The sequence below is a fragment of the Streptococcus sp. 27098_8_113 genome (assembly GCF_041432545.1).
GTDB lineage: Bacteria > Bacillota > Bacilli > Lactobacillales > Streptococcaceae > Streptococcus.
This window is the reverse complement of the sequence record NZ_JAPVZU010000002.1, coordinates 111,764-137,541: the sequence shown is the minus strand read 5'-3', so window position 1 is coordinate 137,541 and position 25,778 is coordinate 111,764. Positions and strand designations below refer to the sequence as shown.

The window sequence follows — 25,778 nt, the reverse complement described above, 5'->3', positions numbered from 1 at the left end:
TTTCTCCTATCCAATCATAATGTCCGCCTTGCTGTAGTGCAAGGTAGTCGCTTTCTTCGGTTGATAATGGCTGAGACTGACCATAAGAGTCAGCGGCCCCACCCGTCCAATAAACATCAGCAGCATAATCACAATCATACCAGCTGTATTGAGGCTGGTAGTGATATTGGCCGTCACACCAACTGTAGCCAGTGCCGACACAGTCTCAAATATCAGGTAAATAAAGCGATGACTGCTATCGGTCACTAGCCCAAGAGCCAAAAGACCAAGTAGAAATGTCAGCTGAAAAATCACTGTCACACCAAAAGCCTTCTGCACCAGCTGAGGAGCCAGTGTTCTGCGACCGAGATTAGTATGTGGCAAGCCCAAAATCTCCTTACGAGCGAAAAGCAAAAGAACTAAGAAGGTCGTAATTTTCAGACCGCCCGCTGTACCACCCGGAGCTCCTCCTAAAAACATCTGGAGCAGATAGATAAACAGGGTTACTGGACGAGCAGCCGTATAATCGATGGAAGCAAAGCCAGCTGTCCTCATGCTGACTGTCTGGAAAAAGCTGACTAGTAGCTTATCGCCAAAGGAAAGATTGCCAATCGTTCCAGGATTATTATACTCCGTCCAGAGACTCGTGACCGTCCCAAAGACGAGGAGGCCAGCTGTCAGAAGCAAGACTACCTTGGTATGAAAGTGCAGCCCCTTCTGTTTTCCTCCTAATTTAGTAGCCAAGTCAAACCAGACCATAAAACCAAGTCCGCCAGTAATGATGAGGAGAGCCAAGGTGATATTGGCCAAAACATCTGTCTGCAAGCCTAGTAGGCTATCATTGCCAAAATTATCAAATCCTGCATTACAAAATGCAGAAACAGCTAAAAAGATAGAATTAAAAATCCCTTTCCCCAAGCCAAACTTAGGAATGAAGCGAATCATAAGAAGGAGAGCGCCCAGTCCTTCGATAGTAAAAGTCGTGATAAAAATCGAACGGACAAATTGACCCAAGGTACGATTGTGCCCATAACTAAAACTATCCCGCAGAATGCGGCGATCCTTGAGACTGAGCTTTTTCCGACTTTCCATGGTGAAAAATCCGATAAAGGTTAGGATTCCCAAACCACCAATCTGAATCAGCAGCATGCAAAGGAGCTGCCCCCAGACATTGTATGTATCTACAACCGATCGAGTAAAAAGTCCTGTCACACAGACCATGGAGACCGCTGTAAAAAGATGATCCAGATAGCCCGCTTGGGAACTTGCCGTCTGCACCCAAGGCAGACTGAGTAGCAAGGAGCCACAAAATATCACCAAAAGAAAAGACAAGATAATCTTTTGCGCTGGTGACAAGCGTGAAAATAAATGCTTCATAAAGTTTCCTTTCCCGATCTAATAAAAGCAGAGGCTAGCTCTATCTGCCCTTTTCTTTCCTTAACAGCCAGCTGTAAATCATCTGGACTCTGCAAGTTTCTGACTTTGATGGCATAATCTGCTGCGACAATAGCATGCCCCCGCATATGGGCTGCTGCGACTGCTTGGGCAAAGACACGCGCAGCATATTTACCGATTTGTGATTGAGCCTGCTGAGACAGTTTGTTAGCCAAGAAACCAGCCTTTCTTAGTTCATAGGCAGATGCCCTCCCATCAAGTCGAGCTTGAAAAACCTCTCTTACTTGAGTCAAAATCTTCTGCTTTTCAAACTCATCTTCCATATCTATCAGAGCTATAAAGCTTGACGCCATTTTCATAGCCCATCGAGCCAGTTGCCCCTGAGGAAGCTGCTCCAAAACAAGCTCCAATTCTAACCTCTTCTCACTATCATCCAAGATTTTCAGTTTGTATGGGCTCGGTAAAATCACTTGATCATTCTCATAACACTTGCGCTCATGGGCGTTCCAAGCATACTCTTCTGGCTTCATATGTCCTCCGATTTCGGATTTCTCTAAACTCGCCCCTGCATTTCATTCTTCTCTTAAATGAAGTGTCAAGTTCTCGCGGAGCTCAAGCTACATCAATGGCCCTAAATTCAACTGCGCCTAACGGCTTGTTTCATTAAGGATAATAAGGAACGTAGTTCTCGCAGAGCTCGAACTGCATCAATTTCTCTAACCTCACTTATGTACTAGGCACTCAGTTCGCTAAAAGAAATAGAAAAACGGGACACATGGCCCCGCTGCTTCTTATTTCTCATCAATGACGATGCGAACTTTTTTGTACTCGGTTGGGACAGAGTAAACAATCGTCCTTATAGCGGAGATAGTACGACCTTTACGACCGATCACACGTCCAACATCGCTTGGATCAAGATCAAGATGATACTCTAAAAACTCAGGTGTATCTTCAATCTTGATAGTTAAGGCATCTGGCTGTGAAATCAAAGGTTTCACTATCGCAATAATGAGATTTTCAATCGTGTCCATATATCAACCTGCACTTCTATTATTTAGAGTATTTTGAATCGTGGAATTTCTTCAAAACACCAGCTTTTGAAAGGATGTTGCGAACTGTATCTGAAGGTTGAGCTCCATCAGCCAACCATGCAAGAACGCGATCTTCTTTCAAAGTCACTTGGTTTTCTTCAACAAGTGGGTTGTAAGTTCCAACTGTTTCGATGAAACGTCCATCACGTGGTGAACGTGAGTCTGCAACGTTGATACGGTAGAAAGGTTTTTTCTTAGAACCCATACGAGTCAAACGGATTTTTACTGCCATTTTTAAAATTTCTCTCTTTTCTTATTTTTTATTTCGGTGAAATAGCTGAGCTATTTAGCACATGTTCTATTATAGCAGATTTTTAAGAGGTGTCAAGTTTTTTTCTTGACAGACTTAAAAATTTTTTCAAATCAGCAATTTTTTAATTTCTTCATAGGAGGATACCGTATAAGTCGGCTGCGCGCTGCTATTATTAATCAACTTCTTGGGATTGTACCAGAGAGAGTCCAGTCCGGCATTATTAGCGCCTGCAATATCTGCTGTCAAGGAATCTCCAATCATCAAAGCCTGAGACAGGTCAAAATCTGGTATCTGCTCTGCTATTTTTTCATAAAACAAAGCTTCAGGCTTCTGAGTCCCCATCTTTTCCGAGATAAAAATGTGATTAAAATAGGGCGCAATACCAGAATGAGCCATACGGCCGGTCTGAATAGCCGTGATGCCATTGGTCGCTCCGTAAATCTCATAATCAGCAGCTGTCAAGTTGTCCAAAAGCTCGCTCGCTCCAGCGTAGGTTTGTCCTTGCTGAGCAATATGCTGCTGATAGAGAAGGGCCAACTCGGCCCCATCCTTCTCAATGCCAAAATGATCAAAAAGACGAGAAATACGGGTATTGACCAGCTCCGGCTTGGTGATTTTCCCCTGCTCCAAATCCCGCCAAAGCCCCTTGTTCATGGGAATATAATAGTCTTTGTAGATCTGGATCTCCGTCACGCCCTGCTCCTCCAAAAAATGAGTCAGGGCAATGTCTTCTGCCGTATCAAAATCCAGCAAGGTATGGTCAAGGTCAAAAAGTAGAAATTTGTATGACAAAATCGAAATCCTTTCTGCAACTGTAGTAGATTTATTATATCATACTGTACCTAGCAGTCCAATAACCAAAGTATACTCTAAGCTCAACTAAAAAAGTAACCTCAAAGGCGCTTTTTAGGCTCTAATTAAACCAATCAAATACCAACCTTTGGATTTTTTAACTTTGGCAACTTTAAGAAATGAATCTTTCTCACTCTGAACATAAAAAAGGAGAGGACATCAATTATCCTCTACAGATTTTAAAATTTCATTAATCCACTACAGTTGACAAAGATATCTAACTGTTGGGATTTAGGTCATTTTTTGGAAAGTCTCTTTTATAATAAATTACGAATTTTTTCTTTTATAAATACGTTAATAGGATAGTGTTTATCAAGATATTCTAGGAGTGCCTGAGCAGATTCAGAGATTCGTTCGTAACCTTGCAAAAAGTAGGGTAATTGTTTGGCCTCATTTGGATAACCTTTTTCAAATCGTCTGTTGCTGTTAAAAATATCTATAAAATCAGATTTAGAAGTTTTTTCCAAATTGATTAATTCAGTCCAAAGCTTGACGGATCTGTTTTGGATGAAATCATAAGCAGCTAATTTTTCGCCTCGTTGATAGCGACCTAGTCCTATATATAGATTGCATAAAATTTCTCCCAACAGCCATTCACGGTCTCTATTTTCTTTTGATGGCAATCTTTGTGGTTGGCAGATTGTTCCATCAAAACCGACCTCCTTCCAGATAATCTTGCCTTCAGCGAAGGGAATGTTTACTAGTTCATGAGCTTCAAAGACAGCAAATTCACAAAAAACATCATCTTCAAATAGAACTTTATGTCCATCCACTGTATTTTGGTAGTGAAATGCAATTGGTTCTAGCTTACTTAACCAGGTTAGGTCCTGGATATAGGCATGCTTGTAGCCATCTTTTACTATAACAAAGAAGTCCAAATCCGAGTACTGATCCAATCGTTCTCTTTCTGCTCCGCAAGAACCAAGTGCCAGCAAAGCTAGTGCTTGTCTAGAATCTTTTAGAGACTGACCAATATCATCTAGTCTTTGTAACAGTAATTCTGTTTTATTCATATCGTTACCTCATTATTTCTTGTTTACAGACATTATATAGTTAATGTTTTCGAAAGTCAATTTCATCCAACACCAGACACATACCAATATAATATGGTGTTTTTCCGGTATTTTTTTGTTATGATAAATTGAATCATTTTACGGAGGTTTTCTCATGTTATCAAGAGTTGAAAAATTTGAAGTAGTCTTTGATTAATTAGAAAGTGGTTCTTATCTTTAAAAAGATTAAATGATTTGGAAAATATTTGAGAAGGAAAAATATATCGACTTAACCATCAATTTGAAAACGGTAAGATCTTCCCTCAAACGATGAAAATATAAATACGACCGCTCGAAGAATGGCTAATTTACCTAATTAGGCATGAAACAATCATTGCAAAATATATTTTTAAAATTACCCATAAAATGATGAGTTGAAGCGAGTTATTCAAAGTCATATGTATTGCTGATATTTAAAAGAGCGATCTGAGACTCAATCTATATATAAAATTAGGACTGCTAAGTAAAGTGCGGACATTATACCACAAGCCATAAAAAAACCAGCCCCTCAAAAATGAACGGCTGATTTCTAATCTATTTCACCACTGGTACCCAGAGTTCCATTTGGTAGTCTGGGGAGGACATGTCACCCTTGCTGTATACTTCAAAATCTGGCGCTCCTGAGTGGCGATAGCCAGTTTCTGGGAAAAAGACTTCCAATACATATTTCCAGGCATGGTGGATGCTGGCTGGTATAGCTCCCTTGACTGGTACGATGGCATATTCAGCTTCTGCGATTTCTTTGATTGACAGACCTAGTTCTTCTGCTTTCGCTTTATCTGCGACATCATAAGCGGCCATATAGTTGATGATTTCGCCTTCTTTGACATTCGAGCAGATGCCAAAGGATTGGCCACTGCCCAGACTTTCCAGGCTTTCAAAGCTGTGATTGGTATAGAGCTGCTCCCATACAGACGGGCACTGGCTATTGTCAATAGCTTCCAATAGGACGCCTGCCACGGTAAAAGCAGGTTTCTTTTGAATCTTGATATCCATGTTTTTTCCTCCTGTAATCTTTAAGGATAATTGAAGTCTAGGAAAGACCCGATAAGGTTTTCCATTTCGAACTTCTGAGGGAGTCGCACCATGGAATTTCTTGAAGGCTGCGCTAAAGGCATCGGCAGACTCATAGCCGTATTTCATCGCTATGTCAATGACTTTCTCAGAGCTTTCCCGCAAGTCTGTCACAGCTTCTGACAGCCTGCGATTGCGCAAGTATTCTGCTAAAGTCATATCTGCTAAAATAGAAAAGAGCCTGCTAAAAAGAGCATAAGAATAGCCCGATAGCTGCTGAAATTTCTGCAAGTCAACTTCTGCGTCCAACTTACTTTCCAGATATTCCATGGTTCGATTGAATTGATGCATCATATTCTTTTTCACCTCACAAAAGATACTAAGGCCATTAAAAGCAAAGTGAAAATAGGAAAATTGACGGAGGGGCTCCTGCTCCGAGAAAATTTCATCTTTTTCACACAGCTTTTAGGCCGTGTTCAATTCTAACTATAGTCTAACAAATCTAAGATACTTCCGCCCTAGAATTTTTGTACAAGATTTAGAGGGGGATTCTACAACCTATCCCGCAACTTCTCCACAAAGAGATAAGCCGCAGGACAGGTCAGGGTATTTTTGATTGTCAGATGATTAATCTGATGAATCTTCTTGCGATCTGTGTGAGGGAACTCACGGCAGGCCTTGGGACGGACATCGTAGATTGAGCAGAGATTGTCTCCACCTAAAAAAGGACAAGGCATAGCCTTGAAAACCTTGTCACCGTCTTCGTCCACCTGCAGAAACTCCTCTTCAAAAGCCGGCAGCTTCATCTTGAAATACTTGGCAATACGGACAATATCGGCTTCCTTAAAGTCTGGTCCCAGTGTCTTGCAGCAATTTGCACAGGCTGTACAGTCAATCTCCTCAAAGACCTCATCATGGATTTGCTGGGCAATCTTATCTAGATTTTTTGGTGGCTTTTTCTTGAGACTGGCTAAAAATTTTCGGTGCTCTTTCTGCTTTTGCAGGGCTAGTTGGTGGTACTTTTCAAGGTCAATTTCTTGGGTCATAAACTACTTTCTAATCAGTTGATTTTCGTTAGCATTATATCATAAATCTCAAAAAAATGAGACTGGGACAAAAGTCCTAGCCTCTCAATTGTCTTTGAATTATCGAGCAAGACGCAGTGGTTGAGTGGGTTCTACTACGCTGATTTCATCAGCTTTTACAGCCCTACTCAACTGTGCGGATGTGAGACGACGAAATCGAATTCTAACGAATTACCGATTTCTGTCCCACTCTCATTTACTTTGTTTTAAAGATTGTTAGTTGGGCCTTTTTTCATCAAGACTCCATGTTTCCTCTATATATGAGATGACAGAAGCCAGAGTTTTTCGGTCTCCTTCAAAAGAGATCAAATATACTTTGTCGTCTTTTTGGAAAACCCAAGAAACAACTAGTTGCCCTGATTTCATAATTACATTCAGTTGGAAAGCTTCATTGCCAGAAACAGTGGATTTTGCTCCCCACATTTTTTCTACATCTTTATTATCATTCCAACTATAGGCTAGTCGCTGGGCAATTAACTCAGCATTGAAAGTTTCCCCATCTTGGACATGAGCTTTTTCTCTAGTATAGCCATTCATGGTAACGATATTATAAGCTGAGCCATCCGTGAACTGAACGCTGTCGCCACCATCTACGTCGGTGAACTTGATCCAATTACTTGGAATATCGATATAGCCGTAATCAGCCGAACCAATGCGCTTGGTCTCGGTTGTAGTGGAAACATCTTTGTCACTAGCTTTATCAGATTTGCTGCTATCTTTTTGAGAAACCTGACTAGATGTACTACTAGAAGTAGACGATTTCCGATTACCATAATTTTTAATAAGGCCACAAGAAGCCAGAGACAGACCAACCAGAACTGTCAAAAAACTAAGAAAATATTTTTTTGTCATAATACCCCCCTTTTTTAACTACATGGACCCGAACTATCTAGATTTTCATACTATCGAAACATTATAGATAACATCAACTTTTCAAGATTACTTCCCTATCTTATTTTTGGAAACAGATCTACTGTTTTTCTTCGCTTTGTAATACTGAACTCAGGCGATTAAAGCCGACTTTATTCCTCATCCATACTCAAGACGCTGAGGAAGGCCTCTTGTGGGACTTCGACAGATCCGATAGCTTTCATCCGTTTTTTACCGGCTTTTTGTTTCTCTAGAAGTTTGCGCTTCCGAGAAACGTCACCACCATAACACTTGGCAAGAACGTTTTTACGGAGAGCCTTGATATCTGTCCGAGCCACAATCTTGTGGCCAATGGCTGCCTGAATAGGTACCTCAAACTGCTGACGAGGAATGATTTTCTTAAGCTTATCAACAATCAGCTTACCACGCTCATAGGCAAATTCCTTGTGGACGATAAAGCTGAGAGCATCGACCTTGTCGCCATTGAGTAGGATATCCATCTTAACCAGCTTGGATGAGCGATACACAGAGATTTCGTAATCAAAGCTAGCATAGCCACGAGTAGAGGACTTGAGCTTGTCAAAGAAATCAAAGACGATTTCAGCAAGCGGAATTTGATAGATGACATTGACCCGATTATCATCGATATAGTCCATGGTCACAAAGTCACCGCGCTTGCGCTGAGCTAACTCCATCACCGCTCCGACAAATTCCTGCGGCACCATAATCTGCGCCTTGACATAAGGCTCTTCAATGGAATCAATCTTGGTCGGATCCGGAAACTCACTCGGATTAGAGACATCAATAGCTTCACCATCTGTCAGATTAACCTTATAGATAACAGACGGAGCCGTCATAATCAAGTCAATATTGAATTCCCGCTCCAAGCGCTCCTGAATGACATCCATATGCAGCAAGCCCAAGAAACCGCAACGGAAACCAAATCCAAGCGCCTGTGATGTTTCTGGTTCAAACTGCAAGCTAGCATCGTTTAACTGGAGCTTTTCGAGCGCCTCACGCAGGTCATTATATTTATTAGACTCGATTGGATAGAGACCAGCAAATACCATGGGATTCATCTGCTTGTAGCCATCTAGTGGCTCAGATGCTGGATTGTTCGCCAAGGTCACTGTGTCTCCGACCCGAGTATCCTGTACCGTCTTGATAGAGGCTGCGATATAGCCAACATCCCCTGTCGCTAGGAAATCGCGGCCAATGGCCTTGGGAGTAAAGATGCCGACCTCAGTTACATCAAAGGTCTTGCCATTGCTCATGAGCTGAATGGTATCGCCTGGCTTGACCACACCGTCCATCACCCGCACCTGCAGGATTACTCCACGATAGGCATCATAGACCGAGTCAAAAATCAAGGCCTTGAGCGGTGCTGCTACATTTCCAGTCGGTGCTGGAACTTTTTCCACAATCTGCTCTAAAATATCTTCAATTCCAATACCAGTCTTGGCAGAAGCCAATACGGCTTCGCTAGCATCCAGTCCAATCACGTCTTCAATCTCTGTCCGCACCCGCTCTGGATCCGCAGCAGGCAGGTCAATCTTATTGATAACAGGCAGGATTTCCAAGTCATTATCCAGCGCTAGATAAACATTAGCCAAGGTCTGAGCTTCAATCCCCTGAGCCGCATCCACGACCAGAATAGCCCCTTCACAGGCTGCCAATGACCGCGATACCTCATAGGTAAAGTCCACGTGTCCCGGCGTGTCAATCAAGTGGAAGATATAGGTCTCCCCGTCCTTGGCAGTATAATTAAGCTCGATAGCATTGAGCTTAATGGTAATGCCGCGCTCCCGTTCCAAGTCCATGCTGTCCAAGAGCTGAGCCTGCATTTCCCGGCTAGAAACAGTCTCCGTCGCCTCCAAAATTCGGTCAGCCAAGGTTGATTTCCCGTGGTCGATATGGGCAATGATGGAGAAATTGCGGATCTTCTCCTGACGTTTTTTCAAATCTTCTAACTTCATTTTTCTCTTCCTTTTAGGGTATTCTATTTATTATATCATGATTTGTCGAAAATAAAAACGACTGTAACCAAGACAGTCGACTTAATTTCCATTTATCTAAAGTCTCATAAATGCAGAGACGATTAGTCATGGGCTTTTCTGAGTTTTTCAAGAGTTTCTAGGAAAATAGCTGGCGCTTCAGCCGTAAATTCTAGCACTTCGCCAGTCCGAGGATGGGTGAAGCCCAATGTTCGCGCGTGCAGAAATTGACCATGGCCCTTCAGGGTCTTACGAGGTCCATAAACCTCATCTCCAGCGACTGGATGACCTATATAAGCCATGTGAACACGTATTTGATGCGTCCGCCCAGTCTCCAGCTGCAACTCAACCAAGGTATAGTCCCCAAAACGTTCCAAGACTTGAAAACGTGTCAGAGCGGGTTTTCCCTTGGCTATAACCGCCTGTTTCTTGCGGTCTTTTTCACTACGGCCAATCGGCGCCTCAATCACTCCTCGGTCATTAGGCAGATTTCCATGGACAATCGCCCAGTATTTACGCAAGGATTTCTTGTCCTTAAGCTCATCTGCAAGTGCTAGATGGGCCTGGTCATTCTTGGCAATCATCAATAGACCAGAAGTATCCTTATCAATCCGATGGACAATTCCCGGGCGTAACACACCATTGATGCCAGAAAGGTCTTTGATGTGGTACATGAGAGCATTGACCAGAGTACCGCTAGTGTGCCCAGCGGAAGGGTGAACCACCATGCCTTGTGGCTTGTTGACGACAGCCACATCTTCATCCTGATAGACAATTTCTAGCGGAAGATCCTCTGCCACATACTCAACCACTTCTGGCTCAGGTACTTCATAGGAAATGACATCGCCCTCTTTGACAGCGTACTTGGCTTTTTTTGCTTCTCCATTGACCAAAATCTGGCCATTTTTTATCTGCTCATTGGCTAAACCACGGGATAGCTCCGTCAAGTCCGCCACTGCCTTGTCCAAACGCAGGCCTGCGGCTGCTGCATCAATTTTCAATTCCATTTGTTTCTTCCTTCAACATCACCAGTAATAAAATCGCTACTCCAACAGTCAGGTACATATCCGCTACGTTAAAAATAGCAAAATTGACAAAATCTAGCTGGAACATATCCACTACAAATCCTTGCTGGATCCGGTCAATGAAATTGCCCAATCCACCAGCAATAATTAGAATTAGTCCCGTCAGCATCCACTTGGAAGCTTGGATATTTTTAATCAAATACCAAACAGCAACTCCAATCACGATACAAGTTATCAGAGCGAAAAACCACTGCTGATTTTCCAAGATAGAAAAGGCTGCACCAGTATTTCGCAGATAGGTCAAACTGACAATCTTAGGAATAAACTTCCTGACCTGCCCCAAAGAAAAATTGGAAACAATATAATACTTGACTGCCTGATCAAGAGCAATCAAAAGAATGACTAAAAAAGGAATCGCAATTTTACGTTTCATACTTCTCTTTTCTGTGCAAAATATTCTTTCATAACAGCTACAAAAGCTTCGCCGACCTGACTCAACTCTACATCTTCTCTCTTGACATAGACCATATGATTGTCTAAATTGTCTCGTAGTTTGATGACAGTAATCCCATTTACACTGTTGCTATCCAAAAAGCCAGATCCAGTCGCATAAGCATCCGTCCGCTCCAAAATCCCATTCAGCGTTGCTCGATCCGTTACATTAAACATCTGGGAGCTAGCGCTGGTATCGACAAAATTCTCAGAATAATAGAGGTACTCATCCTTTTCCTGTGTGAAGCGAACAGTTGGCAAAGTAGCCAAATCTTCCATAACCAGTTCCTCCTTTTGAGTCAGAGGATGGTCTTCCCGCAAATAAATGTGGGTCTGGAAAGGAATTAGCTCAATGACCTCCAAGCCGAGCTTCTCCACCCGCTGCATAATGCCCTTGCTATTCTGATTGTTGAGATAAATAATCCCAATCTCGCTGTGACCTTGAGCAACTTCGTCCAAAATCTGCACCGTTGTTGATTCAAAAATCCGGAAATTCTTATATTCTGGATACTTTTGAGAAAACTCCGTAATCAAAGGTGGCAAAAAGTCATAGTGCTGACTGGCAATGGAAAATTCATCCTTTTCCTCTTCAGGATTGGCATATTGATTTTGAAAGATATCAAACCCTTTGACCAATTCCTGAGCTCTCTCGTAAAATTCCATCCCCCGTCTGGTCAAAAAAGTTCCGCTACTGGTTCGACGAAAAACTTTAAATCCCAGCTCCTTTTCCAAATCTCGCACCGCGATAGATAGACTGGGCTGGCTGACATACATCTTTTCTGCTGCTTCGCGGAAAGTTCCGCTGTTGGCAATAGCCACTACATAACGCAATTGTTGAATATTCATATCTTTTTCCTTTTACAAATACTCCTAATTATACCACAAAATCAGCCTTCCTAAAAGGCAGGCAGCTACTTTCCTCTTGGAGATAATCTGCATCATTTGCCTAAAATGTCCTTTGTATATAAAAAGGTGACATAAAGAACGACGAGCAAGGCTATTAAGACCTCAAAAGCAAGCAAAATTTGCCCGACTAGACCGAAATCCAATACGTTTAAAGATTGCTTCAAGGCTACAGCAGAAATAACCAAAGGGAAGGTAAAGGCCGAAAATCCTGCTGAAAAAGGACGATTGATCAAACGAGGCAGTTGCCACAAAATAAAGGCATAAAAGCATTGACCTGAAATCAAGAGCAAGCTCAACAAGACAGGATTTGGCTGAGAAAAAGTAGCTACATAAGCCGCCGTCATCAAGGAAATAGGCGCACAAATCGTTGTCGTATTCGGGCGAACATTCTCTACTAAGCCAATTTTATAAGTCTTATAAAGGACGATTGGCAAGACCAAAATAGTCGCTAAAAGCCCGTACCAAAAGACCAGCTGGCCCAAAGCTAACTGCTGGGGAACTGAAATGGTCAGAGGAGCGACACCAATCCCGACAAATAAGACCGTCCAAGCGGGAAAGACATTCTCCCACTTAAAAGGAAATACAAAAGCTAGAATATAGTAGACCATCAAGAAAACCAGCCCGCTGAAGCTCAGCCACCACAGCACTTGCGCACTAATTCGGGCAAAATTTCCCAAAAAAGTCCAGCTCGTTAAATAAGTCGAAGCCACCATTCCCTGCATGAAAAAGGTAGGGAAGACCGAGGCCACTAGCGCTTGACCTAGTTGCTCTTTGACTTGCTTGGTATGCGTCAGCATTCCCATCAATAAATGGAGGAAAAACAAGAGTGCCAGACTTGCTAAAAGATAACGTAAGAGCTGACTAACATCGCCAACTAAATTTCCCAAGGCTAGTAAGCCTAGTACCAAGCCAGCCTGAACTAAGAATGGCTCTTTTCTCTTTATCATAAACAGATCTCCTGACCTTAAAAGCACTTTTCTCTGAAGGATAATTCTTTTATTTTCTCTTTAAATAAACTGCTTCCGATTTTCGTTTAAAGCCTAATCTTTCATACAGCCTTAAGGCACCTGTATTTTGAGCTTCTACTACTATCTGACAGACTTGTCCATTTCGGATAGCGAGGTCATTCAGGATAGATCTGACTAGGTGACTCCCTAAGCCCTGTCCCTGAAAGACCTGATCCACAGCTAGGGCGAACAGATGATTACTTCCAAAAGTTGTATCCACTGAGCAAGACGCCACGATTTGACCGTCTTTTTTCAGGACGTAGAGCAGGCTATCTGAGCTCTCCAGTGCTTGACTGGCATAGTGAAGCGCAGTATCTATTGGCATTTCAAAAATCTGCGACTGAAAAGCTGCAATCTCCGAAACCATTTCCTTTCTACCCAGAAGAACTTCCACGCCTTCTTTTTCTTCTTCAGGGAAAGTCTCCGCTGCCTGCTCCAGCCAGATTTCCGTTTCTTTCAAATCATAATCAAACTTCTCAGCAAAGGTCGGATGCTCTGCTAAAAACTTGACTTCACTGATGTATTCGATTTGGGATAAATCGTATTTCTCTGCAATTTTGAAAAATTCCTGCAAAAGAGCGCTCGCTATGCCCTGTCTGCGATAGTCGGGCAAGACATAGACAGATACCTCCGCTTGACTCGGCTCATCCGCATAAACCGATAAAAAACCGACCGTTTGATGATCTAAATTTGCCAGAAAAAATGCTGGCATATCAACATCAAAATTATAGGCGTTATCCAGATAAGGAAGACGATAGGTCCCATCTGTAGCATGACAGCTTTGAACCAGCTCAAAAAGCTGATCCTTGATTTCCTGACTAGGCTTGCTATAAATCTGTATTTCCATCATTCTCCCTCACAAACTTGTATCCATAACAAATGTACTACGTACTATTCTACTCCAACTCACTCAGATACTCATAGCGCTCATACTTTTCAAGAAGCTGCTCATTCTTGTCATCCAGCTCCTTCTGAAGTTCCGATAGCTTGGTAAAGTCCGAACCGTTCTGCTCCATTTCTATCTCAATGGCAGCGATACGTGCCTCCAGCTCCTCGATATCCGCCTCGATGGTCTCCCACTCTTGCTTTTCAAAGTAGCTCATCCGCTTCTTCTGCTCCCGCGCCTTGACGAGCTTTTCCTTTTCTTTCTTTTGGGAAATAGCTGCGCTGGATTGTCTAAAAGCCTTCTCATCCAGATAGTCCGTGTAGTTGCCAAAGAACTCTCTGACCTGTCCATCTTCAAAAGCTAAAATCTTGCTGGCTACCTTATCGAGGAAATACCGATCGTGGCTAACTGTAATTACCGGTCCTGCAAAGCCCTGCAGGAAATTTTCTAGAACTGTCAAGGTTGCAATATCCAAATCATTGGTCGGCTCGTCCAGAAGCAGGACATTGGGCTTTTCTAGTAAAAGCTTGAGCAAGTAAAGCCGCTTCTTCTCTCCGCCAGACAATTTCTCAATCAAAGTACCGTGGCTTGAGCGAGGAAAGAGAAACTGCTCCAAGAGCTCAGCAATGGAGGTTGTGCCGCTCCCACTCTTAACTTCTTCTGCGACTTCCTGCAAGTAATTGATGACCCGCTTGGACTCATCTAGACCTTCAATACGCTGAGAAAAATAAGCCACTCGGACTGTCTCGCCGATTATGACCTGACCAGATTGAGGCTGCAACTGACCAGCAATTAGGTTAAGCAGAGTAGACTTACCCACTCCATTATCTCCGACAATGCCTAGTCGATCTTTGTTTTGCAGCAAGAGATTGAAATGCGACAAAATCTGCTTATCCCCATAAGCAAAATCCACATCCTGAAACTCGATGACCTTCTTCCCGATTCGACTGGTTTCAAAGTTCATCTCTAAGTCCATCTGATTGGTCTGACCAGCCAAATCACTTTTGAGGTCATGGAAACGATTGATACGTGCTTGCTGCTTGGTCGCCCGCGCCTGAGGCTGACGGCGCATCCAAGATAACTCCTGCTTATAAAGCTGCTGTTTCTTGTGTAGCAGGGCAGCATCGCGCTCATCCTGCTCAGCCTTGAGTCGGACATAATCCTGATAGTTGCCCTGATACTCAATCAAGCTCCCGCCGTCTAATTCAAAAATCCGTGTGGAAATGTTGTCCAAAAAATAGCGGTCGTGAGTGATAAAGAGGACCGTCTTCTTTGAATTTTTCAAGAAATTTGTCAGCCATTCAATCGTATCAATGTCCAGATGGTTGGTTGGCTCATCCAGCAGCAATAAGTCTGCTTCTGAAAGTAGGACCTGCGCCAACTGAACTCGCCGGCGTAGACCACCAGAAAGCTGGCTGATTTTTGCTGCCAAATCCGAGATACCAAGCTTGGATAGGACGGTTTTTACCTGACTCTCAATCTCCCAAGCATGCAGCGAGTCCATTTCTGCCATGACCTTCTCCAGACGAGCTTGCTTGGCTTCATCATAAGTAGCCATGAGCAGTTCATATTCTCGAATGAGCTGCATTTCTCGCAAATCACTGGACAAAACAGTATCCAAGACCGTCTTCTCTTCATCGAAGTCTGGTTCCTGAGTCAAATAGGAGATTTTATAGTCCGATTTTGCTGAAAAGGGATATACATCACCGTCAAAGCCTGATTTGCCAGACAAGACATCCAAAAGAGTGGTTTTTCCTGTCCCATTGACTCCAATCAGTCCAATCCGATCCAAGTCGTGAATGATAAAAGAAATCTCTTGAAAGACTGTCTTATCCCCGACAGACTTGGTCAGCTTTTCAACGATAAAGTCACTCATCCAACTTGCTCCTTAATAAAGTTCATAATCTCTTCCTTGCTATTTGCCAATTCTCCGTCGACAATGGCCCATTCAATTTTAGTCAGGATTTGTCCCAATTCTGGTCCGGGTTTAAAGCCGTAATCTCGAATCAAATGACTGCCCGTCACCACAATCTCATGTTTGTCATGAATTGTCAGAGCAGCATGTGTCGCTTCAATAGCCTCAAATTCAACCGACAAACCTGCTGCTTGTCTCAAACTTTCCGCCTGCAGAATCAAATCCAAATCATACTGATAGCAATCACGCTTAGAAAGACTCCGTTCCTGCCGAATCTCATAAACAGCTACCAGCTGATTCACTCGCTTTTGAAAGTCATTGGACGTTTTCCAATGCTTCAAGAACTTGCGAACATCTTTTACCTTTAAAGCCAGCAGAAGCGCAGCCCAAGCCTGCTCAGAACTAGCAAATTGAAAATCTTCTGCTAAACCGTCTAATAATTCCTGCAAAGCCTCCGCTGAATGCTTCATATCAGGAAGAAAGTCGTAGGCAGCAGCTTTGATCAGACTCTCCAAGCCTTTCCGCCAGAAAGGTGCCATCAGTAGCTTGTCAAACTCGATAAAAATCCGCTCCACTGATATCTTTTCCAAAAGCGGCGCGCAATCTGCCATAGCCTGAAAGGTCAACTCTTCCAAATCAAAGTCTAAACCAGCCTGAAAACGGAAGCCCCGCATGATGCGGAGAGCATCTTCATTAAAACGCTCTGCGGCTACTCCGACTGCCCGCAGAGTACGATTTTCCATATCTGCCAAACCATCAAAAAGGTCTACAATCTCGCCCTCTTGGTTTAAAGCAAGAGCATTAATTGTAAAATCCCTGCGCTTCAAGTCTTCTTCCAAAGAGCGCACAAAAGAGACCTGACTAGGCCTGCGGTAGTCCACATAGACATCCTCAGTCCGAAAGGTCGTTATCTCGTATTCTCTCTGGCCTTCCAAGACCAGAACCGTTCCATGCTCAATGCCAACATCGACAGTCCGAGGAAAGATTGTTTTGATTTCCTCGGGATAGGCTGAGCTGGCAATGTCCACATCGTGAATCGGCCGATTCAACAGAGCATCTCGTACAGAACCGCCGACAAAATAAGCCTCAAAACCGGCCTCTTTAATCTTCTCTAATACTGGCAAAGCCTCCTGAAACTCAGAAGGCATCTTCTCTAATCTCATAGCAAATGTTCCAATCCATAGACCAATTCAGAGCGCTTCACTACCTCTTTGATACCCAGATTTACCCCAGTCATAAAGGAAACCCGATCATAGGAGTCATGCCGCAAAGTCAGTCCTTCTCCTTGACTACCAAAGATAACTTCCTGATGGGCCACCAAACCCGGCAAACGCACTGAATGAATCCGCATACCGTCAAAGGCTGCCCCACGGGCACCAGCCAACGATTCTTCTTCGTCGGCCGCTCCCTGCTGCTTACTCGTCCGAACTTGACTGATTAATTCAGCTGTTTTGATAGCCGTGCCGCTCGGTGCATCTTTTTTGTTGTCATGATGCAGTTCAATAATCTCAACATCTGAAAAATACTTGGCTGCTTGGGCTGCAAACTGCATAAGCAAAACAGCCCCCAGAGCAAAATTCGGCGCAATCAAACCGCCAAGATTCTTTTGACGAGATAGTTGGGTCAAGTCTTCAATCTGCTCAGGCGTGAAACCTGTCGTTCCGACCACTGGAGCAAATCCATTCTCAAGGGCAAAGCGAGTATTTTCATAAGCCACTTTGGGAGTCGTAAAGTCAATCCAGACATCTGCCTGAAGACCGGCAAGTTCTTCTTTAGTATTGAAAACTGGAACTCCCGCTACTTCCTTTTCATCTGTAAAGGGATCTAGTAGACCGGCCAATACCAACTCAGGATCTTCTGTTACCATTTTATAGGCTGCTTGTCCCATCTTTCCCTTGAAACCAGCAATAATGACTTTTATACTCATCTAGAACCTCTCTCTATTCTTGACTAACCGCTCTGGCAAACTCTAGACCAGCGGAATGTAGGCCAAAGCGACACTACCCTCGCCCAAGTGAGTTCCAATTACACTACCGAAGGTAGCAAGAGAAATATCGTCCGCTATGCCAGCCTCTATCAGCTGCTGGCGTAAGCTTTCCGCCTTCTCTTCAGCATTCCCATGAATCACTATGATCTGATAAGAAGCAGAGGCAGTTTTTTCCTCCACCACTTCAATCAATCTCTTAATCGCTTTCTTTTCTGTCCGAATCTTTTCAAAGACTTCGATGACACCTGCATCGTTAAAATACAGGATTGGCTTGATACTTAGGAGATTTCCCAAAATAGCTGCGCCATTGGACAAGCGACCGCCCTTAACCAGATGATTGAGATCGTCAACCATGATAAAGGCACTGGTTCCATCGATTTGTCGTTGAATCTTGAGCAAAACCTCTTCAAAATTCTGCCCTTCCGCAGCCCAAGTCAAAGCATTTTCGACCATGAGCCCCAGCGGAGCACTGGTGATTTTTGAATCAGGAAAAGCGATTTTCAAATCAGGAAACTCGTCCTTGAGATACTGGATATTTTGATAAAATCCTGAAATCCCACTGGATAAAAAGAGCCCTAGTACATGCGTGTAATCCTCGCTGGCAAGACGCGTCAACGTCTCCTCCAACTCTGCCACACTAGGCTGACTTGTCTTTGGCAAATCATCTGCAACAGCCATTTTTTCATAAAACTCACTGGCTGTCAGATTTTTTCCTTCCACATAAGTCTCTCCAGCAATCACTACTGGAATATCGAGCACACAAAGATGGTCATTTCCACGAAGGCTATCCGGTAAAAAAGCGGACGAATCCGTTATAACCGCTAATTTCATCATTAGAACTCCAAATTAATACCTGGCAAATCTAGCGCAATTTCAGTCACTTCATACGTCAAGCGATTGAGCATAGTCAAGCAAGGACGCGCCAATTCTTCCACTTCTTCATGCTCAAACTCACTAGGTTCCTGCACCAAACGTCCTTGAATGTGATTTGTCTGCGTAATCGTTCCACTAATTACAAAACGATCAAACACAATCATGAAAGTCAAAATCACAATCATGGATGTTGAATTCTTTTCTTCATTTCTTTCAATCAGCTGAAAATTCACGTCAACTTTTGTTTCCGGTGTTCCATTTTCTTTTTCCCATTCAAAATTGCGTGCATCAAAATGATATTGGCTGACAAATTCTTGTTCACGTTGTAATTCCATTTCTATTCTCCTAAAAATATACGATAGTCCATTATAACATAATTTGATGTATCTTTCTAGCGATAATTATATTCAGAACTTTATCCGTTATGAGATGGTGACGGATTCTCACAAAGTCTGAAGCTGATTTTGCGCGTAATTTTTCCATACTTCTAAATACTCGCTCGTCTCGCCTGCTTCTCTACGCTTAAAGAATAGATTAAATAAAAATCCAACAAAGCCTGGATAAGATTGTGTTCTTACCAATTGGCAGCTCGAAGAAGTCAAAGGAATCACTTGACAATTTAAAATCGAATGCAAGAGAGAGTGTCTCGCATGTATCTCAATCCAAAAGGCTTCCTCATTGACCTCGCTTATTTCGCAAGACATTTTTATTCCTTCTTTTGTCACAATATCGTATTTTCTTCCTTCGTAGAAAAAGTCTTCTCCGCCCTCAAAGTGAATGGCTTGATTTGTTGATAAATTGGGAAGCCATTTATCCATCATTTTCAATGATTCCCAAGCAATTTTTGCATTCATATTCACAACTAACTTATCTGTATATATTTTCATGATCTTATCCCATCTATTCAAATTATGGCAAAAAGAATCTTGACAAGCCATCAAGATTCTTTCGCGTATATTTTATTTTTCCAGCGGTTTACGCAAATATCCGAAAAGAATACCGCTGACAACAGCACCAATCAAAACATACACAAGGTAAAGGATTGGGTTGTTTGTCAAACCAATGACGAAGATTCCTCCGTGAGGAGCCATAAGTTTGATACCAGATAGACCGACAAGTGCACCTGTAAGAGCTGAACCGACGATAAAGCTTGGAATTGCACGGGCTGGGTCAGCAGCACCAAATGGAATCGCTCCTTCTGTGATGAAGGACAGACCCATAACGATATTTGTCAAGCCTGAATCACGTTCTTCGGTAGTAAATTTATCTTTGAAAAGTAGAGTTGCCACGAATACTGCAAGCGGTGGAACCATACCAGCTGCCATAACCGCTGCCATTACTGGAGAACCACCAGTTGAAACAGTGCTTGCCAGCGTACTTGTACCAAATACATAAGCTGCTTTGTTCACTGGTCCACCCATATCGACTGCCATCATACCACCGACCAGGAGACCGAGAAGGACAGCAGAGCTTCCGCTCAGACTTGCCAAGAAATCGTTGAGGGCTGTATTGATTGCTGACATAGGGATATTGACTGCCAGCATAAGGAATCCAGTCACAAGAACACCAAGAAGTGGCAAGAGCAAGATGGAACGGATACCTTCAAGTGAGCGAGGCAGACCTGCAAGTAATTTGCGAAGGACTAAAATCACACCACCAGCTAAGAATCCACCGACCAGAGCTCCAAGGAAACCAGATGATACACCCGCTAGAGATAGTGTCTTCTCACCACCTGCAGCATAGGCAACACCACCAAATGATGCACCGCTGCTAGCAATTGCACCAGCTACAAAACCAGAAACCAAACCTGGTTTTTCAGCGATTGAATAAGCGATATAACCAGCCAATACTGGCAACATGAAGCCAAAGGCTGCACCACCAATTGCCTTAAATTGAGCTGCAATCTCATGATAGCTTCCCAGATTAGAAAGCTGATCCTTTGGCACGCCTAAAATCTGATCCAGCAAGAAGGCAATGGCAATCATAATCCCGCCACCAATAACGAATGGCAACATTTGAGAAACACCGCTCATCAAGTGCTTGTAAAAAGCTCCGCCCAAGCTAAGTTTTTCATTGCCGCTAGCTACTGTAGCGCCACCATTAGCAGCCTTGTAGACTTCGGCATTGCCAGAAAGAGCTAAATTGATGAGTTCTTCTGTCTTGCGAATACCGTCAGCAACTGGGCGACTGATTAAAGGTTTGCCGTCAAAACGATCCATTTCAACAGCCTTGTCTGCTGCAATGATAACTGCTTTAGCTTTTTTAATGTCTTCTGCTGTCAGTTTGTTGCCAACACCGCTGGCACCATTGGTTTCAACCTTGATACCAACACCCATTTCAGCAGCCACTTTTTGAAGGGCTTCTTGAGCCATGTAAGTGTGGGCGATCCCTGTTGTACAAGCTGTAACGGCTACGAGGAAGTCACCAGATTCGTTGGCAGGAGCAACAGTTGCCGGTTCAGCTGCCTTTTCAGACGCTTGGTCAAAAAGAGCGATAACTTCGTCTGGTGAAGATACTTTGCGCAATTTGTCAGCAAAACCGTCTTTCATCAAGTATTGAGACAATTCTGCTAGGGCTGCCAAGTGAGTATCGTTAGCACCTTCTGGAGCTGCAATCATGAAGAAGAGATCAGTTGGCTGACCATCCAAACTTTCATAGTCAACACCCTTGTTTGACTTAGCAAAGAGAACTGTCGCTTCTTTGACAGCAGAGTTCTTGCTGTGCGGCATAGCGATTCCCTCACCCAAACCAGTTGAAGTCAAGGCTTCACGAGCCAAGATTCCTTCCTTAAATGTTTCAAAATCCGTCACATAACCGTGATCGACCAAGCTTTTAATCATCTCTTCGATGACAGCTGTTTTTTCAGTTGCCTGCAAATCCAGCAACATGACATCTTTTCTCAATAGGTCTTGAATTTTCATCGTTTTTCTACCTCAACTTTTTCATATGTTTCTTTAATAAATTCCGCAGTTGCCAAGTCATCCGAGAAGGTAGTTGCTGTTCCACAAGCTACTCCCCATTTGAAGGCTTCTACTGCGTCTTTGGATTTGACAAATTCACCTGTAAATCCGGCAACCATAGAGTCGCCAGCTCCGACTGAATTTTTCACTGTTCCCTTGATAGGTTTGGCAAAGTAAGCTCCCTCAGATGTGACAAGAAGGGCACCGTCGCCAGCCATGGAGATAATGACGTTTTGAGCACCTTTAGCTAGTAACTCACGAGCATAGTTCTCGATTTCATCTAAACTTTCCAGTTTCACTCCAAAGATAGCTCCTAGTTCGTGATTGTTTGGTTTGACCAAAAGTGGCTGGTAGTCCAAACTATCAATCAAGGTCTGTCCTTCAAAGTCACAAACCACTTGCGCACCAGTCTGGCGCGTCAAGGCAATCAGCTCCTTGTAGATGACATTTCCCAAGTTCTTAGCACTTGACCCCGCAAATACAACCGTATCTTCTGCTGTCAAACTAGATAAAATTGCTTTTAATTCTTCTAGCTGAGCTGGTTCGACATTTGGACCTGTTCCGTTGATTTCTGTTTCTTGGTCTGCTTTAATCTTGACATTGATGCGAGTATCTTCTGCTACTTGGACAAAACGTGTTTCGATTTCTTCTTCTGCCAAAGTATCTGTGATAAATTTACCAGTAAAGCCACCGATAAATCCAGTCGCTGTATTTGGAATATCCAAGCGCTTCAAGACACGGCTGACATTGATTCCTTTTCCTCCAGCAAACTTATCATCACTGTCCATACGATTGACACTACCAACTTGAACTTGGTCCAAGCGAACGATATAGTCAATGGATGGATTGAGTGTGACTGTATAAATCATGCTTCTATTACCTCCGTTTTTTCTTTAATCTTTTGAATCACTTCAGATTCAGTTTGGTTTGTAATAAGCCTTGCGCGCGATACTGGTGCCACTTTGGCAAAAGATGTATTACCCAACTTTGAGGCATCAGCCAAAACATAAGTTCTCTTAGCATTTTCGAGAATAGCTCGTTTCACCGCTCCTTCTTCCATATCCGGAGTCGTGAAAAATCCATCGTCAATTCCATTCATTCCGATAAAAGCCTTGTCAAAATTCAGCTGTCCGATTTGATTTAGGGCTACACCACTAATACTAGCATCTGTCGAGCGTTTTACCACTCCACCAATGATTACAGTGGGAATATTACGCTCCACCAGCTTAGTCGCATGATGGATAGAGTTGGTTACCACCGTCACGCTCGGATCGTGCAATTCATTGACTAAGAGTTCATTGGTCGTCCCTGCATCAATAAAAATGACATCGTATTCTTGAATCAAGCTGGCTGCTTTTTGAGCGATCCTGGTTTTTTCTTGAATGTTTTTGATAGATTTTTCTTGATTGCTTTCTTCCTCCTGCAAGAAATGAAGACTCTCGGCACCACCATGCACACGCCTCAACTTCCGCTCGCTTTCAAGCTCATCTAAATCTCTTCTAACAGTTGATTCTGAAGTTTCTAAAGCTTTTACTAGATACTCTAAAGAAACAAATTTATCTTTCATAACTTTCTCGAGAATCAGCTGCTTTCTTTTCGACTTCAGCATAGAATACCTCCTCTGCAATCGATTACAGTTCTATTATACAAAATTAAATTTCAAAGTCAAGCATTTTCTGTCATTTTCTTTCAAAACAATCCATTTATTTTAGAATGTAGAAAAAAGAAGCCTGTTAGACTTCTTTTAATTCCTTTATTATCTTGTAGTGATATAGACAAGAAGGATCGGTAAAAAGGCAGCAAGCACACATAAGATTGAAAATACCCAAAACCAAACCGATTTAAGAGCTTGCCTATATGTTCCTGGCTGAGATCTATTTTCAGCAATATAAGCTTTAATTTTCGACCTATTTAGGATGAGTACAATCAATACTACGGTTGTTCCTACAGTCATCAATCCATAATTTATAAGATTCACGATACTTTCTGGGATATAGTTGGTCAGGAAATCAAGTCCTTCTGCGATGACCAAATTATTGAAAATATGGAAGAAGATCACCCAGAAAATGGAATATTCAAAAGCGATATAACCAAATCCCAGACCAATCATAGCAGCAAAATAAAGCTGATATAAATTTTCATGAAACAGTCCGAACAGAAGAGCCGTCATGACAATAGCAAATACTTTTCCGTGCTTTTCCAAAGCCCGCAAGCCTGCTCCCCGAAAAATAATCTCCTCCGTAATCGGTGCCATGATCGTTGTATAGATAAACATGGTGATTGAATGAGAACTAAAATCCTGTGATAAAATCTCAGAAAGATCCAAACCAAAGAGCGACAAAATAGCATTCATGATTTGACTTGTCACAGTGCTAAACAGCTGAGAGAAAAACAAGAAGCAAATCATGAAGAAGAAGACTTTGGCTGTCATTTTCTTATTTTTCTTGCGCAAATCTCGAGTAAAAAGCTGCTTGCCCCTGAAAATCGTGAAAATAAGCACACCTAAACAAGAAGCGATAATGTAGGAACCGCCATCTTTATCCATAAAACTTTTCACAAATTCCTCAGTCTTACCTATATCAAAACCCTGCTGAAAAAGAACAAAGAAATAGGAAAAGACAGTATAAAGTATTACAACCACTAGCATCACGATAGAATAAGTGAAGCAGGTTGCTGAAAATCTCCCCAGATCTTTCTTGGGATTTAAAGGCTCAGGTAACGTATTCATAAAATCTCCTTTGTTATTATTAGCTACGAGTCTTTCTACTGAAAAAATACAAACTTAAAAAGATTCCTTCATAAAGAAGAGCAAAAAGAATAAAGGCGTGCATGAAAAATTCTTCTGGCAAAATCCAGATGACTGGATCCTTGGCTGGATCAAATAGCCATGTATTGTCTCCCACAAAAAGCACTTGATGAAAGAGCGTAAAAAAGCTGTTAAAACCAATCAAGCCAGCCAAGCAAATCATGACGAAGGGCAATACGCTCAAGAAAAACAAACTTCTTTGATAAAGAGCTAAAAATCCTTTTTTGACCACTTTTTTGATAAAGAAAATCAAAGCAGGCAAGGTTAGGAGAAAGACAGCCTGCGCCAAATGGAAGAGATACTTGACCGCCTGAAAATGATGCAAACCTGCTGCCGACGAGCGAAAATCAGGCATCGCCAACTTCTGACTAAAAGGATTGGTCAGGTAATTCATCAAAATGTTGAAATTATACTGGATAGTCTCTGCTTTCAAATGAACCTTATCGGGCAAAGCGAAATAGGAAATTTCCAGCGGGTAAAACAGCCAAGCTAGATAAATGGTCAACAAAATGGCTACTGCCAGCAAGCACAAAACGCTGGCTGAAAATCTCAACTTATCACGCATCAAAGTCCCACTCCGCTAGACTAGACAAGACATGTGTTGGTTGGATAGGCAGATTGGGCACCTCTTCTGGCAGGGTAAAGCCTGTCGTAACCAAGAGAGTCGGAATGCCATTATCAATTCCCGCTCGAATATCTGTCAGGTAGTTATCCCCCACCATGACCACATCCTCACGCGCCATCCCTAGATGCTCCATTGCTTTTTCCATGATGATGGCGTTTGGCTTGCCGATAAAGGTCGGCTCAACCCGAGTGGCTGCTTCCAAGAGGGCGTTAATAGCACCCGCTCCTGGCTGCAGACCTCGCTCGGTCGGAATATTGAGATCAGGATTGGTCCCGATAAAGTGAGCGCCTTTTTGAATAGCCAAAGTCGCTATTGTCAGCTTCTCATAGTCCACTTCCCAGTCCAGCCCCACTACCACATAGTCAGGATTTTCTGTATCTTCTATATAGCCAGCCTCTTCAATGGCCTGTTTAAGTCCGACATCACCAATGACATAGACTTTCTTGCCCAGATTTTTCTCCTGCATATAGTCAATAGTCGCTAAAGTTGCTGTGTAAATAGTCTCAAGCGGCGTCCCAATGTTGAAATTCTCAGCTAGCATAGTTTGAACCATTTCTGGCGTGCGCGTAGTGTTATTGGTCACGAAAAGATAGGGAATCTTCCGCTTCTGCAGCTCGTGTACAAAAGCTTCACCAGCCGGAATCCGACTCTTTCCCTTATAAATCGTCCCATCTAAATCAATCAAATATCCTTTATAAGTCATATATTACT

At 42.7% G+C, this 25,778-nt stretch carries 27 protein-coding genes; all 27 read right to left on the bottom strand.

Features of this window, described 5'->3' with window-relative positions; translation table 11 throughout:
* Positions 1-6 precede the first annotated feature (6 nt).
* Positions 7-1,356 (bottom strand): TrkH family potassium uptake protein, encoded by a 1,350-nt coding sequence (locus O3644_RS02020; protein ID WP_048763191.1) that lies wholly within the window; start codon positions 1,354-1,356, stop codon positions 7-9.
* Positions 1,353-1,904: a putative immunity protein gene (locus O3644_RS02015; RefSeq protein ID WP_048763193.1), complete on the bottom strand. Its 552-nt coding sequence runs from the start codon at positions 1,902-1,904 to the stop codon at positions 1,353-1,355. Before O3644_RS02015 ends, O3644_RS02020 begins: the two co-directional genes overlap by 4 nt.
* A 261-nt stretch (positions 1,905-2,165) precedes the next feature.
* Positions 2,166-2,405, bottom strand: a complete 240-nt coding sequence (gene kphA / locus O3644_RS02010) for an RNA-binding protein KphA (RefSeq protein WP_005590445.1) — start codon at positions 2,403-2,405, stop codon at positions 2,166-2,168.
* 19 nt (positions 2,406-2,424) lie between these two features.
* Positions 2,425-2,697, bottom strand: a complete 273-nt coding sequence (gene rpsP, locus O3644_RS02005; RefSeq protein WP_005590447.1) for a 30S ribosomal protein S16 — start codon at positions 2,695-2,697, stop codon at positions 2,425-2,427.
* Positions 2,698-2,823: 126 nt separating this feature from the next.
* Complete coding sequence (locus O3644_RS02000) at positions 2,824-3,510, bottom strand: YjjG family noncanonical pyrimidine nucleotidase (protein WP_371594919.1); 687 nt, start codon at positions 3,508-3,510, stop codon at positions 2,824-2,826.
* Positions 3,511-3,827: 317 nt separating this feature from the next.
* The gene (locus O3644_RS01995; protein ID WP_371594918.1) at positions 3,828-4,583 is read right to left on the bottom strand and encodes a hypothetical protein; all 756 of its coding nucleotides are present in this window, start codon (positions 4,581-4,583) and stop codon (positions 3,828-3,830) included.
* Between the two features lie 573 nt (positions 4,584-5,156).
* Complete coding sequence (locus tag O3644_RS01990; RefSeq protein ID WP_371594917.1) at positions 5,157-5,990, bottom strand: GyrI-like domain-containing protein; 834 nt, start codon at positions 5,988-5,990, stop codon at positions 5,157-5,159.
* A gap of 197 nt (positions 5,991-6,187) precedes the next feature.
* Positions 6,188-6,682, bottom strand: coding sequence for a YkgJ family cysteine cluster protein (locus tag O3644_RS01985; protein ID WP_002904626.1), 495 nt, complete (start codon positions 6,680-6,682; stop codon positions 6,188-6,190).
* Positions 6,683-6,937: 255 nt separating this feature from the next.
* On the bottom strand, positions 6,938-7,573 hold the full coding sequence (locus O3644_RS01980; protein ID WP_371594916.1) for a hypothetical protein: 636 nt from the start codon (positions 7,571-7,573) through the stop codon (positions 6,938-6,940).
* A gap of 170 nt (positions 7,574-7,743) precedes the next feature.
* Positions 7,744-9,567 (bottom strand): translation elongation factor 4, encoded by a 1,824-nt coding sequence (gene lepA, locus O3644_RS01975; protein ID WP_371594915.1) that lies wholly within the window; start codon positions 9,565-9,567, stop codon positions 7,744-7,746.
* A gap of 122 nt (positions 9,568-9,689) precedes the next feature.
* The gene (locus tag O3644_RS01970; RefSeq protein ID WP_371594914.1) at positions 9,690-10,592 is read right to left on the bottom strand and encodes an RluA family pseudouridine synthase; all 903 of its coding nucleotides are present in this window, start codon (positions 10,590-10,592) and stop codon (positions 9,690-9,692) included.
* Positions 10,576-11,043 (bottom strand): signal peptidase II, encoded by a 468-nt coding sequence (gene lspA, locus O3644_RS01965; protein ID WP_061422761.1) that lies wholly within the window; start codon positions 11,041-11,043, stop codon positions 10,576-10,578. The genes O3644_RS01970 and lspA overlap by 17 nt, the downstream gene beginning before the upstream one ends.
* Positions 11,040-11,948 carry a LysR family transcriptional regulator gene (locus O3644_RS01960; protein WP_048763209.1) on the bottom strand — a complete coding sequence of 303 codons (909 nt, stop codon included), beginning with the start codon at positions 11,946-11,948 and terminating at the stop codon, positions 11,040-11,042. Before O3644_RS01960 ends, lspA begins: the two co-directional genes overlap by 4 nt.
* 92 nt (positions 11,949-12,040) lie before the next feature.
* Positions 12,041-12,955, bottom strand: a complete 915-nt coding sequence (locus tag O3644_RS01955; protein WP_048763211.1) for a TDT family transporter — start codon at positions 12,953-12,955, stop codon at positions 12,041-12,043.
* Positions 12,956-13,004: 49 nt separating this feature from the next.
* Complete coding sequence (locus tag O3644_RS01950) at positions 13,005-13,862, bottom strand: GNAT family N-acetyltransferase (RefSeq protein WP_048763213.1); 858 nt, start codon at positions 13,860-13,862, stop codon at positions 13,005-13,007.
* Positions 13,863-13,911: 49 nt separating this feature from the next.
* A complete protein-coding gene (locus O3644_RS01945; RefSeq protein ID WP_371594913.1) occupies positions 13,912-15,777 on the bottom strand; it encodes an ABC-F family ATP-binding cassette domain-containing protein in 1,866 nt (621 codons plus the stop codon).
* Complete coding sequence (locus tag O3644_RS01940; RefSeq protein ID WP_048763217.1) at positions 15,774-16,979, bottom strand: CCA tRNA nucleotidyltransferase; 1,206 nt, start codon at positions 16,977-16,979, stop codon at positions 15,774-15,776. The genes O3644_RS01945 and O3644_RS01940 overlap by 4 nt, the downstream gene beginning before the upstream one ends.
* Positions 16,976-17,743 carry a 4-hydroxy-tetrahydrodipicolinate reductase gene (gene dapB / locus O3644_RS01935; protein ID WP_048763219.1) on the bottom strand — a complete coding sequence of 256 codons (768 nt, stop codon included), beginning with the start codon at positions 17,741-17,743 and terminating at the stop codon, positions 16,976-16,978. The genes O3644_RS01940 and dapB overlap by 4 nt, the downstream gene beginning before the upstream one ends.
* A gap of 42 nt (positions 17,744-17,785) precedes the next feature.
* Positions 17,786-18,634 (bottom strand): DegV family protein, encoded by an 849-nt coding sequence (locus O3644_RS01930; RefSeq protein WP_048763273.1) that lies wholly within the window; start codon positions 18,632-18,634, stop codon positions 17,786-17,788.
* 2 nt (positions 18,635-18,636) lie between these two features.
* Positions 18,637-19,011, bottom strand: a complete 375-nt coding sequence (locus O3644_RS01925; protein WP_005590470.1) for a DUF1149 family protein — start codon at positions 19,009-19,011, stop codon at positions 18,637-18,639.
* Between the two features lie 108 nt (positions 19,012-19,119).
* Positions 19,120-19,614, bottom strand: coding sequence for a hypothetical protein (locus O3644_RS01920; protein WP_080978265.1), 495 nt, complete (start codon positions 19,612-19,614; stop codon positions 19,120-19,122).
* Positions 19,615-19,635: 21 nt separating this feature from the next.
* On the bottom strand, positions 19,636-21,597 hold the full coding sequence (locus O3644_RS01915; protein ID WP_048763221.1) for a fructose-specific PTS transporter subunit EIIC: 1,962 nt from the start codon (positions 21,595-21,597) through the stop codon (positions 19,636-19,638).
* On the bottom strand, positions 21,594-22,505 hold the full coding sequence (pfkB, locus tag O3644_RS01910) for a 1-phosphofructokinase (RefSeq protein WP_048763222.1): 912 nt from the start codon (positions 22,503-22,505) through the stop codon (positions 21,594-21,596). The genes O3644_RS01915 and pfkB overlap by 4 nt, the downstream gene beginning before the upstream one ends.
* On the bottom strand, positions 22,502-23,245 hold the full coding sequence (locus tag O3644_RS01905) for a DeoR/GlpR family DNA-binding transcription regulator (RefSeq protein WP_048763224.1): 744 nt from the start codon (positions 23,243-23,245) through the stop codon (positions 22,502-22,504). The genes pfkB and O3644_RS01905 overlap by 4 nt, the downstream gene beginning before the upstream one ends.
* Before the next feature lie 147 nt (positions 23,246-23,392).
* Positions 23,393-24,364, bottom strand: a complete 972-nt coding sequence (locus O3644_RS01900) for a lysostaphin resistance A-like protein (RefSeq protein ID WP_371594912.1) — start codon at positions 24,362-24,364, stop codon at positions 23,393-23,395.
* Positions 24,365-24,383: 19 nt separating this feature from the next.
* On the bottom strand, positions 24,384-25,007 hold the full coding sequence (locus tag O3644_RS01895; RefSeq protein WP_371594911.1) for a TIGR01906 family membrane protein: 624 nt from the start codon (positions 25,005-25,007) through the stop codon (positions 24,384-24,386).
* Positions 25,000-25,770, bottom strand: a complete 771-nt coding sequence (locus O3644_RS01890; RefSeq protein ID WP_062004984.1) for a TIGR01457 family HAD-type hydrolase — start codon at positions 25,768-25,770, stop codon at positions 25,000-25,002. The genes O3644_RS01895 and O3644_RS01890 overlap by 8 nt, the downstream gene beginning before the upstream one ends.
* Positions 25,771-25,778: the final 8 nt, after the last annotated feature.

Excerpts from the sequence above, each read along its gene's own strand:
- O3644_RS01900 (WP_371594912.1), bottom strand. The coding sequence starts at position 24,364 with ATGAATACGTTACCTGAGCCTTTAAATCCCAAGAAAGATCTGGGGAGA.
- pfkB (WP_048763222.1), bottom strand. The coding sequence starts at position 22,505 with ATGATTTATACAGTCACACTCAATCCATCCATTGACTATATCGTTCGC.
- O3644_RS01890 (WP_062004984.1), bottom strand. The coding sequence starts at position 25,770 with ATGACTTATAAAGGATATTTGATTGATTTAGATGGGACGATTTATAAG.
- O3644_RS01950 (WP_048763213.1), bottom strand. The coding sequence starts at position 13,862 with ATGGAAATACAGATTTATAGCAAGCCTAGTCAGGAAATCAAGGATCAG.
- O3644_RS01960 (WP_048763209.1), bottom strand. The coding sequence starts at position 11,948 with ATGAATATTCAACAATTGCGTTATGTAGTGGCTATTGCCAACAGCGGA.
- O3644_RS01955 (WP_048763211.1), bottom strand. The coding sequence starts at position 12,955 with ATGATAAAGAGAAAAGAGCCATTCTTAGTTCAGGCTGGCTTGGTACTA.
- O3644_RS01945 (WP_371594913.1), bottom strand. The coding sequence starts at position 15,777 with ATGAGTGACTTTATCGTTGAAAAGCTGACCAAGTCTGTCGGGGATAAG.
- lspA (WP_061422761.1), bottom strand. The coding sequence starts at position 11,043 with ATGAAACGTAAAATTGCGATTCCTTTTTTAGTCATTCTTTTGATTGCT.
- O3644_RS01905 (WP_048763224.1), bottom strand. The coding sequence starts at position 23,245 with ATGCTGAAGTCGAAAAGAAAGCAGCTGATTCTCGAGAAAGTTATGAAA.
- O3644_RS01995 (WP_371594918.1), bottom strand. The coding sequence starts at position 4,583 with ATGAATAAAACAGAATTACTGTTACAAAGACTAGATGATATTGGTCAG.
- O3644_RS02015 (WP_048763193.1), bottom strand. The coding sequence starts at position 1,904 with ATGAAGCCAGAAGAGTATGCTTGGAACGCCCATGAGCGCAAGTGTTAT.
- O3644_RS01985 (WP_002904626.1), bottom strand. The coding sequence starts at position 6,682 with ATGACCCAAGAAATTGACCTTGAAAAGTACCACCAACTAGCCCTGCAA.
- lepA (WP_371594915.1), bottom strand. The coding sequence starts at position 9,567 with ATGAAGTTAGAAGATTTGAAAAAACGTCAGGAGAAGATCCGCAATTTC.
- O3644_RS02020 (WP_048763191.1), bottom strand. The coding sequence starts at position 1,356 with ATGAAGCATTTATTTTCACGCTTGTCACCAGCGCAAAAGATTATCTTG.
- O3644_RS01940 (WP_048763217.1), bottom strand. The coding sequence starts at position 16,979 with ATGAGATTAGAGAAGATGCCTTCTGAGTTTCAGGAGGCTTTGCCAGTA.
- O3644_RS01920 (WP_080978265.1), bottom strand. The coding sequence starts at position 19,614 with ATGGCTTGTCAAGATTCTTTTTGCCATAATTTGAATAGATGGGATAAG.
- O3644_RS01895 (WP_371594911.1), bottom strand. The coding sequence starts at position 25,007 with ATGCGTGATAAGTTGAGATTTTCAGCCAGCGTTTTGTGCTTGCTGGCA.
- O3644_RS01930 (WP_048763273.1), bottom strand. The coding sequence starts at position 18,634 with ATGAAATTAGCGGTTATAACGGATTCGTCCGCTTTTTTACCGGATAGC.
- O3644_RS01980 (WP_371594916.1), bottom strand. The coding sequence starts at position 7,573 with ATGACAAAAAAATATTTTCTTAGTTTTTTGACAGTTCTGGTTGGTCTG.
- rpsP (WP_005590447.1), bottom strand. The coding sequence starts at position 2,697 with ATGGCAGTAAAAATCCGTTTGACTCGTATGGGTTCTAAGAAAAAACCT.
- dapB (WP_048763219.1), bottom strand. The coding sequence starts at position 17,743 with ATGAGTATAAAAGTCATTATTGCTGGTTTCAAGGGAAAGATGGGACAA.
- O3644_RS01990 (WP_371594917.1), bottom strand. The coding sequence starts at position 5,990 with ATGATGCATCAATTCAATCGAACCATGGAATATCTGGAAAGTAAGTTG.
- O3644_RS01915 (WP_048763221.1), bottom strand. The coding sequence starts at position 21,597 with ATGAAAATTCAAGACCTATTGAGAAAAGATGTCATGTTGCTGGATTTG.
- kphA (WP_005590445.1), bottom strand. The coding sequence starts at position 2,405 with ATGGACACGATTGAAAATCTCATTATTGCGATAGTGAAACCTTTGATT.
- O3644_RS01970 (WP_371594914.1), bottom strand. The coding sequence starts at position 10,592 with ATGGAATTGAAAATTGATGCAGCAGCCGCAGGCCTGCGTTTGGACAAG.
- O3644_RS01925 (WP_005590470.1), bottom strand. The coding sequence starts at position 19,011 with ATGGAATTACAACGTGAACAAGAATTTGTCAGCCAATATCATTTTGAT.